Origin of the sequence: Dyadobacter beijingensis DSM 21582, assembly GCF_000382205.1 — a bacterium.
GTDB classification, from domain to species: domain Bacteria; phylum Bacteroidota; class Bacteroidia; order Cytophagales; family Spirosomataceae; genus Dyadobacter; species Dyadobacter beijingensis.
Genome location: NZ_KB907790.1, coordinates 134,844 through 146,993, shown reverse-complemented (window position 1 = coordinate 146,993; position 12,150 = coordinate 134,844). Strand labels below are relative to the sequence as shown.

Sequence of the window (12,150 nt, the reverse complement as noted above, 5' to 3'; positions counted from 1 at the left end):
CAAATGGCTGGTACTTTCTATGAAGGAACTAATCCGGGGCGCTTATCCTTTAACAATTACAACCTAAAATCTATCGCCCATGAGCCAATATATGGTTGAAATCCAGCTTCCGGCTGTCATGTCGGAAGATTTCACAGCAAAAATACCCGCTCAGAGAAAAAAGATTAATGAACTGATGGAGCAGGGAAGGCTAATGTCCTATGCTTTGTCCGATGATTATTCCCGACTCTGGTGCGTAGTAAGAGCGGAAAGTGAATTTGAAGTAATGTCGCTCGTTTCGGAATTCCCACTAATCGATTATATGGACCCCAAGATAACCAAGCTGATGTTCAACAATGTGGTGGCCCTCCGGTTGCCCATGTTTTCATTAAACTGACACCCATTTAAAGACTTTTCGTGGCAGGGCGTTATCGCCCGCAACGCCGGCCTCCTCCATTCAGGAAGAGGCTTTCTTATTTTTCTTCAAATCAAAGCTTACGTGTGATCAGCGACGCGATTTTTTCCAGATGCGCGCGATCGGTTTCGCTAAAATCATCGAGCTGGTCGCTATCTACGTCCAGCACCATTGCAACCGTTCCATTCCGGTGAAACACAGGCACTACGATCTCCGAACGGGATGCCGAACTGCATGCGATATGGCCGGAAAATGCCTCCACGTCCGGCACGATGATCGTTTCGGCGCGGGAATAACTTGCCCCGCACACGCCTTTGTGGAACGGTATGCGCGTACACGCAATGGGTCCCTGGAATGGGCCGAGCACCAGCTGTCCTTCTTTTACCAGGTAAAATCCAATCCAGAAAAAGCCGAATGCCTCCTTAATAACCGCGGTTATATTCGCAAGGTTGGCAATAAGGTCACCTTCATCGGCAATCAATGCTTCTATTTGTGGAAAAAGTGCCGTGTAAACCGCTTCTCTATTTGTATCTGTGGGTATAAATAATGTCTCTGCCATCATTGAAATGCATTATGATTACTGGTTAACACGGATGCCATTTGAATAGTTACAGATTCACGCTAAAATGCATTCAAATTGAGCAGTTAAGAACGGCGAATGCTATATTTGAAGTTCGATTTAATGCAAAACCCGCCGATGAGTCAAAGACATATATTATTAATGGACGGTCCCGATCACAAGGGGCTGATCTACCATGTTACCCGCATTCTTTTTGCCCACAATCAAAATATCATCAGCAACGACGAATACGTAAGTCCTTCACGGTATTTCTTTATGCGTACCGAATTTGAAGGCGAAGCGGATATCCCCGCACTATTAAGCGCACTGCAATCGGAACTGCCGGCCGGGCTTAACCTCCGCATTAATCCTAAAAAGAACAAGGATATTGTGCTCATGGTGACCAAGGAACATCACTGCCTGGGGGAGCTGCTGATCCGCTATGCATTCAATGAACTCGACGCGACTATTCTGGCAGTTATCAGCAATTACAATGCATTGCAGCCGCTCGTGAGCAAGTTTGGAATCCCTTTTCATTTTATTTCCCACGAAAACAAAACGCGTGAGGAACACGAAAGTGCGATCTTGCGGACGCTCGACATCTACCGCCCCGATTATGTAGTGCTGGCCAAATATATGCGTATTATCACACCTGGTTTTGTCGACCGTTATCCGAACCGCATCGTAAATATCCACCATTCATTTCTACCTGCATTCATCGGGGCAAACCCGTACCGGCAGGCTTACGAAAGAGGTGTGAAAATCATCGGAGCTACCGCGCACTTTGTGAACAACGACCTCGACGAAGGCCCGATCATCGCGCAGGATGTAAAAGAAGTCGATCACAAACTAACCGCTTCGGATATGGCAACATTGGGAAAGGTTACGGAGAAAGCGGTGTTGTCAAAGGCGCTAAAACTGGTATTTAACGACCGGGTTTTTATCCATAACAACCGCACCATCATCCTGTAAAACAAAGAAAAAGCCCTTAGTCAGAATCACCGAGGGCTTTTTGCAATCTGATGGATGTTATTGAATATGTAATCTTACAAAAATTTCTTTAAAACATCAAATTCAGATTCAAGCTGTTAACTAATTCTAAGGATATTCTAATTAAACTGCTTCGGCTGTACGCACCAGCTCAACCAGGTCTCCGTCGTTCACTTCTTTCTTCACGTCGGCCACTTCCAGGAAGCGGGTATACAACTCATCCAGCACTGGTTTTTCAAAGCTGAAACCCAGCAATTCCAGACGGTGCTTCAACGCATGACGACCGCTGCGGGCAGTCAGCACGATATCCGACTTATCCACACCCACATCCTGCGGGTTCATGATCTCGTAGTTCAGGTTGTTTTTCAGGAAGCCGTCCTGGTGAATCCCCGACGAGTGCGCGAACGCATTACGCCCAACGATCGCCTTGTTGGCCTGCACCGGCATGCGCATCATTTTCGACACCAATTGGCTGGTCGGGTAAATGTGTTGCGTGTTGATACCTGTTTCCAGGCCCAGTTCCTGATGTACTTTTAACGCCATCACCACCTCTTCGAGCGACGTGTTACCGGCGCGCTCGCCGATCCCGTTGATCGTCACCTCTACCTGGCGTGCTCCTGCATTGATACCCGCGATGGAATTCGCCGTTGCAAGGCCGAGGTCGTTGTGGCAGTGGATGGAAATGGTTGCCTTATGGATGTTCGAAACGTGTTCGAAGATGTATTTGATCTTATTACCATACTCGTCGGGCAGGCAGTACCCTGTCGTGTCAGGGATATTTACCACGGTTGCACCTGCGCCGATCACCGCTTCTACCAGTTGGGAAAGGAAAACCAGGTCTGCGCGACCGGCGTCTTCGCAATAGAATTCTACGTCTTCTACTTTGCTCTTAGCATATTTCGTAGCCGCGATCGCCCTCTCGATGATTTTTTCACGGGTAGTGTTGAATTTATGCTGGATGTGAATGTCCGACGACCCGATACCGGTGTGAATCCGAGCCCGCTGTGCATATTGCAATGCTTCTGCTGCTGCGTCAATATCGCCCTGCACCGCACGAGAAAGCGCACAGATGATCGGCTCGCGTACTGCTTTGGAGATTTCAACCACGGAACGAAAATCCCCGGGACTTGAAACCGGGAAACCGGCTTCGATAATGTCTACCCCCAGTTTTTCGAGTTGTGTGGCAACAACAATTTTTTCTTCTGTGGTCAATTGGCTGCCCGGCACTTGCTCGCCGTCTCGTAAAGTAGTGTCGAAGATCTGAACTCGATTACTCATTGGTGGGTATTAATTTTTTTATGGGACACGAATTTAACAATATTTCAAGCAATATAAAACCCTTTCCTTGTCACGGGAAAGGGTTTGGAACATATCAAAACATAACCTTTCCCGGACTCACGGTTGTTGTTGGAGAATGAGATTGAGGTTATTCTGCTGGCTCATATTCATGCGGCGAAATTTCGCTAACCGCGAGTTTCTTCTGCAAAGAAAGCACAAGTTTTGAATGCAACAAATATTGTTTGGCAAAACTTTGAAATTTTTTAAATTCTTTTCAAAAGCTCTTCGCCTGCCTGCTGGGTATTCAACACCTTGTCTGCCGGGGTGGTTGCATCGGCAATATCTCGCGTTCTGAAACCATCTTTCAGCAACTTGTCAACCGCCGAAATAATCGCTTCCGATTCTTCTTTCAAACCAAATGAAATATCGAGGAGCAATGCAGCCGAAAGTACTGATGCCAAGGGGTTTGCAACACCTTTGCCTGTAATGTCGTGCGCCGAGCCGTGGATCGGTTCGTAAACACCTGTGCTGTCGCCAACCGATGCCGAAGCGAGCATACCCATTGATCCCGCAATCTGGCTGGCCTCGTCGGTAAGGATATCCCCGAACAGGTTCGCGGTCACAACCACGTCGAAACGCTTAGGATCTTTGATCAGCATCATCGCTGCTGCATCCACAAACTGGTGCTCAACGGTAATGTCCGGATATTCAGGAGCCAACGCCTGAACTACTTCACGCCACAGACGGCTGGTCTCCAAAACGTTAGCCTTATCTACCGAACAAAGACGTTTTCCACGCGTACGAGCAGCTTCAAATGCTTTGCGTGCAATGCGCTCTACTTCATAACGGCTGTATTCCGCGATGTCGTAAGCGGTATTGTTATCGTTTTTGCGGCCTTTTTCTCCGAAATAAATATCGCCGGTCAGCTCACGGAAGAAAAGGATATCCGAACCCTTCAGGATTTCAGGACGGATGGAAGAGGCGCCTAACAGTTCGTCGAACAGCTTGATCGGACGAAGGTTAGCATACAAACCGAGCTCCTTGCGCATTTTAAGCAAGCCTTGCTCAGGGCGAACTTTGGCAGTAGGATCGTTGTCATATTTCGGGTGACCTACGGCGCCGAACAGGATCGCATCGGAGTTACGCATCTTTTCGAGGGTCTCGTCCGGAAGCGGATTGCCGGTCGCTTCGATGGCCACATGGCCCATCAATGCTTCGTCGTAAGTGAATTCATGACCGAATTTCTCGGCGATTTTTACCAACACTGCCTTTCCTACCTCTGTAACTTCTTGTCCGATTCCGTCGCCCGGAACGATAAGGATATGCTTTTTCATTAAGAGTTTTAATTGATAATCAATAAATTATAAAGTAATGATGGGTTCGGCTGCAATCTTGCTTTCAGGCACGCCGATCAGGTTCAGCATTTTCTGCGTAGCCTTGATCGCCGAGAACGTCTGGTCCGAATCCAGACCGCGCGTTTTAACCTCCTTCCCGTTGATTTCCCAGGTAATGATCGTTTCGCACAATGCGTCCGTTTTACCGCCAGGCGGAATGCGAACGGTGTAGTCACTCAGCATCGGCAGGTCGATCCCCTTTTTGGCATAAATCTTTTTCAATGCATTCATAAATGCATCGTACTGACCGTCGCCCTGTGCATTCTCCTCAAAAACCTCCTCGCCGAAAGATATCTGCAATGTGGCGGACGGTTTCAGATTTTTGGAATGCGTAAGCACATAATTGGTGATGACCACCTTTTCTTCAATGGCGTCGCTATCGAGGATATCGGAGATAATGTAAGGCAAATCCTCAGGCGTCACAGCCTCTTTGCGGTCGCCGAGCTCGATAATGCGTTGCGTTACCTTCTTCAAATCGGCGTCCGACAGTGTGATGCCCAGATCCCGCAGATTGTTCTCGATATTCGCCTTTCCGGAAGTTTTACCCAATGCATACAACCGCTGACGGCCGAAACGCTCGGGCATCAGCTTGCTGAAATACAGGTTGTTCTTTTTATCGCCATCTGCATGGATGCCTGCCGTTTGGGTGAACACGCTTTCGCCGACAATCGGCTTGTTGGCCGGAATGCGGATACCCGAAAACGTCTCCACCAGCTTGCTGATCGAGTACAGCGACTTCTCATTGACCGCCGTCGTGCATTCAGGCATGAGGTCGTTGATCACGGCAATCGTGCTCGCGAGCGGCGCATTACCCGTGCGCTCGCCCATGCCGTTCACGGTCAGGTGCAAGCCTTGCACGCCCGCGCGAAGCGCTTCCATGACATTCGCCACACCCAGGTCATAATCGTTATGGCCATGAAATTCGAAATGATGGTTCGGATAACGATCGACGATCTCCTTGATAAACGTATAGGATTCAAAAGGCGTCAGAATGCCGAGAGTGTCGGGCAGGAGAATGCGCTTGACGGGCAGCGTGGTCAGGAAATCGAGCGATTGGAACACATATTCTTTGGAACTACGCATACCGTTGCTCCAATCTTCCAGGTACACATTGCATTGAATGCCCTTCGTTTCCGCCAGCTCGACCACATTGCGAATGTCCTCGAAATGCGCTTCCGGCGATTTTTTGAGTTGATGGGTCAAATGGTTGAGAGACCCTTTGGTGAGGAGGTTCATCACTTTCGCGCCGGCCTGCACCATCCAGTTAATGGACGCGTCGCCGTCGACGAACGTGAGTACTTCAATTTTATCCAGAAAACCATTCTTACCAGCCCAATCGGTGATTTTTTTAACCGCCTGAAACTCCCCCTCCGACACGCGTGCCGAGGCTACTTCAATGCGATCTACCTTCACTTCCTGCAAAAGGATTTGGGCAATGGTCAGTTTTTCTGATGCGGAAAACGACACCCCGCTGGTTTGCTCACCATCGCGAAGTGTCGTGTCCATTATTTCTATGTAGCGGCTGTTCATAGGTAGTCAGCCGTCGGCGGTCAGCAGTCGGCGGTCAGAAAATCAAGTTCGACAGCCGACTGCCGATCGCCGACAGCCCATTAAAATATTCTTTCAGCTTCAAACTCCTTGATCTCTCCCTTCATAGCTTGCAGATAATCGATATCGTCGAAGCCGTTCGTCAGGTTGTGTTTTTTATAACCATTGATGTCGAAAGACTCTTTCTCTCCGGTTGCCAGGATGGTAATGCTTTGTTCTGGCAGGTTCACTTCCAGTTCCGTATTCGGATCGGCCTCGATCGCTTCGAAAATTTTGTTGAGGAATTCAGGGCTCACCTGCACCGGCAAGATACCGATATTCAATGAGTTACCCTTGAAAATATCCGCAAAGAAGCTGGAAACAACGCAGCGGAAACCGTAGTCGTAGATCGCCCACGCAGCGTGCTCGCGGCTGGAACCGCTGCCGAAGTTGTGGCCTCCTACGAGTATTTTTCCGGAGTAAATAGGGTTGTTCAAGACGAAGTCCTGCTTCGGCGTATCGTCGCCGTTATACCGCCAGTCGCGGAAGAGGTTGTCGCCGAATCCTTCGCGTTTGGTCGCTTTCAGGAAGCGTGCAGGGATAATCTGGTCTGTATCGACGTTTTCGATCGGCAAAGGCACGGCCGAGCTTTTCAGTATGGTGAATTTATCGTAAGCCATTGTGTTAATGCGGATTAAAGAAGTGTTCTTGGATCTGTAACTACGCCGGTAACAGCTGCTGCGGCGGCAACGAGCGGGCTTGCGAGCAACGTACGTGCGCCGGGACCCTGGCGACCTTCGAAGTTACGGTTAGAAGTACTTACGGCATATTTGCCGGCAGGAATCTTGTCGTCGTTCATCGCGAGACAAGCCGAGCATCCAGGCTGGCGCAGCTCGAAACCAGCTTCGGTCAGAATGTCCAGAATACCCTCTTCTTTAATCTGCGCTTCTACAATATGCGAGCCCGGAACGATCCACGCCGTCACATTGTCGGCCTTCTTACGGCCTTTCACGATCGACGCGAATGCACGGAAGTCCTCGATACGGCCATTGGTACAGCTACCAATGAAAACGTAGTCGATTTTCTTGCCCAGCATATTCTCGTTCTCATGGAAGCCCATGTAATTCAGCGACTTGTCATAAGTAGCCTTACCACCTTCCACTTTGTCGGAAGTAGGGATCGCCCTTGTAATACCTTGTCCCATTCCGGGGTTGGTACCGTAAGTGATCATCGGCTCGATGTCGGCCGCGTCGAAATTATATTCCTTATCAAAAGCAGCGCCTTCGTCTGTTTTCAAAGTTTTCCAGTAAGCCAATGCTTTGTCCCACTTCTCTCCTTTCGGAGCTTGCTCGCGGCCGTTGATGTACGCAAAAGTCGTTTCGTCGGGAGCGATCATACCGCCGCGGGCACCCATTTCGATGCTCATGTTGCAGACGGTCATACGGCCTTCCATCGACATGTTTTCAAACACATCACCTGCATATTCAACAAAATAGCCCGTCGCGCCGGCAGTGGTCAGTTTCGAGATAATATAAAGCGTCACGTCTTTCGGAGTAACCCCTTTGCCCAGCTGGCCATTCACGTTTACACGCATTTTCTTAGGCTTAGGCTGCATAATGCATTGCGAAGAAAGCACCATTTCTACCTCCGAAGTACCGATACCGAACGCGATCGCGCCGAATGCTCCGTGGGTAGAAGTGTGGGAATCACCGCAAACGATGGTCATGCCCGGCAGCGTAATACCGTTTTCAGGCCCTACCACGTGTACAATCCCGTTGCGAGCGTGGCCCAGTCCCCAGTGTGAGATGCCGTATTTCGCAGCATTCGATTCGAGGGCTTTCAGCTGGTTAGCCGAAAGCGGGTCAGCCACAGGAAGGTGCTGGTTGATGGTCGGGGTGTTGTGATCGGCCGTCGCGAAAGTGCGCTCGGGGTACATCACACCAATGCCTCTGTTTTCGAGTCCAAGGAAAGCAACAGGGCTTGTTACTTCGTGGATAAAATGGCGGTCGATGAAAAACACATCCGGACCATCCTCGATTTTACGGACAACGTGGGCATCCCACACTTTGTCGAAAAGGGTACTCGCTTGATTACTCATTTTGATTAAAATTAGAATTTCGCCTCGTCGTTCAGGCTTCCAAGAAAGAGCTGATAATCAACGCCTTTCTCAAAAGGAGAACCGACATTACAAATTACCGTATAATTAAAGGAATATGTATAACGGTAAAGGTTCAAAAAATAGTGATTTTGGTTTGGGGAGATGGTTTGAGCGGAAATCTTTATTTGTATCGCGTCTCCGAACTTAGATATAAATCAGATCCTTCTCTATAAATGGCCAAACATTCGGTTTGACCCCATTCTTACTTACCAGATCTACTTTCTGCTGCAATAGTTCTTCAAGCTCTCCCGCTAAGTCAATAAATTCGAAGCCAACAGGCTGAGAAAATTCGACCAAAATATCCACGTCGCTTTCCTCGCGAGCCTCGTTCCGTGCATAGGAACCGAAGAGTGCAAGTGATCTTATTGGATACTTGGCAAACAGGCTGAGTTTATGCTTATGTAGACAGTCTAAAATTCTTGTTAGCGTACGGTTTCGCATCCTGTCCTCGAATTGGCTCAATGTTATGAAGCGCCCTTCGGCAATTTCCTCCCTACCTTCATTGATTCCCTTCAATATTCTATCCGGTAACTTCATAACCTATGGATTTGAAATTAACAATTCACCCCTGCCGCTTCGGCGTAGTCCCGTACTTCTCTTTATAAGTCTTGATAAAATGCGAAACGCTCTCGTAGCCGATCTCCGTACTGATCTCGGAAACGTTTTTGGTGCTGTTCCTCAACAGGAAATCCGCGTAGTCGAGCCGCTTGTTTTTCAGCCATAGTGCCGGCGAGGTATTGAATTCGTCCTGAAAATCCCTTTTGAATGCAGACAAGCTCCTACCCGACAAACGCGCCAGCTCATTGAGTGTAAGCGGTTTCAGGTAATAGCTGTTCATTAAAAACGAAAGGTCGACTTTCTCTCCCTTATACAAGCTGTACAAAATACCCCGCAGCTGGTTTGAATTATCCAATTCCATTAAATGCAGCAGCAACTCCTGAAATTTCAATCGCAGAAAGTGGTTCTTCAACTCCGTTCTAGACCGGAAGTAGGGAAACACGGATTGGATAAATTTCTCGAAATTATCATCCGACTTCAACAACAGAATCGGGTATTCGACAGTTTCTGCATCTTTTTGCGCGTCGAAAAGCTCCGGATGCAGCCCTACGAACTCTTTCAGCAGCTTTTCATCAAAAAAGAAAACCAGACTCTTGTAAGCCTCATGAATGGATTCCGACATGAGGTAAAAACCCCTCTGAATGAACAGAATATCCCCTTTTTCTACATGCACTTCCTGGGTCGGGCTGGTGAATTTCTTCTCGCCTTCCAGCACGACAATCACCGCATGTTCCTCGAAAAACACATCGTATTTGGAAGGATACACCTCATTCCGATAGGCCACGAAGGTCATATCCTGAATTTTCAGGGACTCAAATTCCTGGGAGCTGATATCGGATGGTACGCGGAGCAAGTTGTTATCGGCTAAATGTTACACCATAAACTGAAACAAATCCGGCTGATCATTCAGATATTCATAAACCACTCTATTCGAATCCATTCGTTCGATGAGCGGGGCGAAGTCTTCGCGACTTTTCAATTCAATACCCACCAACGCAGGCCCCTGCTCGCGGTTCGTCTTTTTCACGTATTCGAAACGGGCAATATCATCATTCGGCCCGAGGACATTCAAAAATTCCCGGAATGCACCCGAGCGCTGCGGGAAACGGATGATGAAATAATGCTTCAAGCCTTCATAGAGCAACGAGCGCTCCTTAATTTCTTCCGTTCGTGTAATGTCATTATTCCCTCCACTGATCAGCACTACTACATTTTTACCCGTAATATCCTCTTTGATCAGGTCCAATGCAGCCACTGTCAATGCGCCGGCGGGTTCGGCTACGATGGCTTCTTCATTGTAAAGCTGCAAAATCGACGAGCATACCTTTCCTTCCGGTACGAGAAGGATCTGGTTCAGGCTCTTGCTGCAAATATCGAATGTAATGTCGCCGGCACGCTTTACCGCGGCGCCGTCCACGAACTTGTCGATATTATCCAGGGTCACCACATGTCCTTCCTGGATGGATTTATGCATCGTCGGGGAGCCTTCCGGTTCTACGCCGATCAGCTGGGTTTTGGGCGAAAGCTGTTTGAAAACAGTTGAAATACCTGACGCTAATCCGCCTCCGCCAATCGCCATCAGCAGATAATCTATTTTGAAATCGGCGTCTTTGAATATTTCCAGCCCTACTGTTCCCTGGCCTTCTATCACCTGTAAATCGTCGAAAGGGTGCACAAAAACGGCATTGGTGCTGTCACGGTAGGCCATAGATGCGTGATAGGCATCGTCATAGGTATCACCTACCAAATGGATTTCAATCCATTCCTGGCCAAACAACCGCACTTGCTTCACCTTCTGCGCCGGGGTGGTGGTAGGCATGAAAATCGCGCCTTTTACCTCCATTTTCCTACACGCGTACGCTACGCCTTGCGCGTGGTTGCCAGCGCTCGCACACACGATCCCGCCCGCGAGGGCCTCGGGCGTGAGGCTGGCCATTTTGTTATAGGCGCCCCGGATTTTGTAGGAGCGGACCGTCTGCAGATCTTCTCTTTTGAGGTAAATATTAGCCCCATACTGCTCCGAAAGATGTGCATTGTAAAATATCGGTGTGTGGTTAATCACCCCGCGCAGGCGTTCGGCGGCGAGGAATATGTTATCGAGAGTCGGAACGGAATGTGAAGTGCTCATAGGATTCAATGAAAAGAGCTTTGCAAAAAGCAAAGCTCCATTTTTATCTTTTGCAGTTGACCTAAGTCAACTGCAATAAATTATTCTGAAACAATTAGTTTCTTTCTGGGCGCAATCCGCGTACAGTTGTACCTGCCTGCCACATTTCTGATTCGCGCAGCTCAGCCAGTTCTTCTTCCAGTTTCACACGGTAGTCAGGCTGTGAGTTGCGGGTGATCGAGATAGTAGCTTGCTCGCCGCTCTTTACAGAGTTGTAAAGTTGCTCGAAAACAGGCTTCGTAGCGTCACGGAAAGGCTTCCACCAATCCAAAGCACCACGCTGTGCAGTAGTAGAGCAGTTAGCGTACATCCAGTCCATACCATTTTCAGCCACCAATGGCATCAATGATTGGGTCAATTCTTCCACTGTTTCGTTGAATGCTTCCGATGGCGTATGGCCATTTGAACGCAACACTTCGTATTGTGCAGCGAAAATACCCTGGATAGCACCCATCAAAGTACCACGCTCGCCGGTAAGGTCGGAAGTTACTTCACGGTAGAAATCGGTTTCGAACAGGTAACCTGAACCTACGCCGATACCCATTGCGATACATTTTTCACGCGCTTTGCCGGTAGCATCCTGGAATACCGCGAAAGAAGAGTTCAAGCCTTTTCCTTCTACGAACAGACGGCGCAATGAAGTTCCTGATCCTTTTGGAGCAACCAGGTATACGTCCACGTCAGCAGGAGGAACGATGCCGGTCTGATCCTTATAAGTTACACCGAAGCCGTGTGAGAAATACAATGATTTACCGGCAGTAAGGTGTTTTTTAACAGTTGGCCAAAGTTCGATCTGAGCTGCGTCAGAAAGCAAGTAGCAAATGATGGTTCCTTTTGCAAGCGCCTCTTCGATGTCGAAAAGCGTTTCGCCTGGTACCCATCCGTCAGCAACGGCTTTGTCCCAGGACTTACCACCTTTACGCTGACCAACGATTACATTGAATCCGTTGTCACGCATGTTCAAGCTTTGGCCTGGGCCTTGTACGCCGTAACCAATTACAGCGATAGTTTCAGTAGAAAGTACTTCACGTGCTTTTTCAAGTGGAAATTCTTCACGGGTTACTACTTCTTCTTCGACCCCGCCGAAATTTAATTTTGCCATTGATTATTGATTGGATTATTGAT

At 48.5% G+C, this 12,150-nt stretch carries 12 protein-coding genes; 2 read left to right on the top strand and 10 right to left on the bottom strand.

The features are described from left to right. Nucleotides 1–79 precede the first annotated feature (79 nt). Complete coding sequence (locus tag H144_RS0124195) at nucleotides 80–376, top strand: muconolactone Delta-isomerase family protein (RefSeq protein WP_015813116.1); 297 nt, start codon at nucleotides 80–82, stop codon at nucleotides 374–376. A 91-nt stretch (nucleotides 377–467) separates the two neighbouring features. Here the strand turns inward: H144_RS0124195 and msrC are convergent, their stop codons facing one another. Beyond that, nucleotides 468–953: a free L-methionine (R)-S-oxide reductase MsrC gene (gene msrC, locus H144_RS0124190; RefSeq protein ID WP_026350956.1), complete on the bottom strand. Its 486-nt coding sequence runs from the start codon at nucleotides 951–953 to the stop codon at nucleotides 468–470. A gap of 138 nt (nucleotides 954–1,091) precedes the next feature. Here msrC and purU point away from each other — a divergent pair, with 138 nt between their 5' ends. Then, the gene (gene purU / locus H144_RS0124185; protein WP_084600016.1) at nucleotides 1,092–1,925 is read left to right on the top strand and encodes a formyltetrahydrofolate deformylase; all 834 of its coding nucleotides are present in this window, start codon (nucleotides 1,092–1,094) and stop codon (nucleotides 1,923–1,925) included. A gap of 141 nt (nucleotides 1,926–2,066) precedes the next feature. On the opposite strand, the gene H144_RS33045 is transcribed toward purU, so the two are convergent. From H144_RS33045 to ilvC, 9 genes are all read right to left on the bottom strand, one after another. Beyond that, nucleotides 2,067–3,221, bottom strand: coding sequence for a 2-isopropylmalate synthase (locus H144_RS33045; protein ID WP_084600013.1), 1,155 nt, complete (start codon nucleotides 3,219–3,221; stop codon nucleotides 2,067–2,069). Nucleotides 3,222–3,484: 263 nt separating this feature from the next. Continuing rightward, nucleotides 3,485–4,555, bottom strand: a complete 1,071-nt coding sequence (gene leuB, locus H144_RS0124175) for a 3-isopropylmalate dehydrogenase (RefSeq protein ID WP_019944689.1) — start codon at nucleotides 4,553–4,555, stop codon at nucleotides 3,485–3,487. Between the two features lie 27 nt (nucleotides 4,556–4,582). Beyond that, nucleotides 4,583–6,145, bottom strand: a complete 1,563-nt coding sequence (locus H144_RS32445) for a hydroxymethylglutaryl-CoA lyase-like TIM-barrel protein (RefSeq protein ID WP_033403243.1) — start codon at nucleotides 6,143–6,145, stop codon at nucleotides 4,583–4,585. 80 nt (nucleotides 6,146–6,225) lie between these two features. Then, nucleotides 6,226–6,822, bottom strand: coding sequence for a 3-isopropylmalate dehydratase small subunit (leuD, locus tag H144_RS0124165; protein WP_019944687.1), 597 nt, complete (start codon nucleotides 6,820–6,822; stop codon nucleotides 6,226–6,228). 14 nt (nucleotides 6,823–6,836) lie between these two features. Then, nucleotides 6,837–8,240 carry a 3-isopropylmalate dehydratase large subunit gene (leuC, locus tag H144_RS0124160; protein WP_019944686.1) on the bottom strand — a complete coding sequence of 468 codons (1,404 nt, stop codon included), beginning with the start codon at nucleotides 8,238–8,240 and terminating at the stop codon, nucleotides 6,837–6,839. Between the two features lie 204 nt (nucleotides 8,241–8,444). Beyond that, nucleotides 8,445–8,837, bottom strand: coding sequence for a nucleotidyltransferase family protein (locus H144_RS0124155; protein WP_019944685.1), 393 nt, complete (start codon nucleotides 8,835–8,837; stop codon nucleotides 8,445–8,447). 25 nt (nucleotides 8,838–8,862) lie between these two features. Continuing rightward, the gene (locus H144_RS0124150; protein ID WP_019944684.1) at nucleotides 8,863–9,711 is read right to left on the bottom strand and encodes an AraC family transcriptional regulator; all 849 of its coding nucleotides are present in this window, start codon (nucleotides 9,709–9,711) and stop codon (nucleotides 8,863–8,865) included. An 18-nt stretch (nucleotides 9,712–9,729) separates the two neighbouring features. Then, the gene (ilvA, locus tag H144_RS0124145; protein ID WP_019944683.1) at nucleotides 9,730–10,986 is read right to left on the bottom strand and encodes a threonine ammonia-lyase IlvA; all 1,257 of its coding nucleotides are present in this window, start codon (nucleotides 10,984–10,986) and stop codon (nucleotides 9,730–9,732) included. Between the two features lie 94 nt (nucleotides 10,987–11,080). Further along, entirely contained in the window at nucleotides 11,081–12,127 is a 1,047-nt protein-coding gene (gene ilvC / locus H144_RS0124140) for a ketol-acid reductoisomerase (protein WP_019944682.1), read from the bottom strand. Nucleotides 12,128–12,150: the final 23 nt, after the last annotated feature.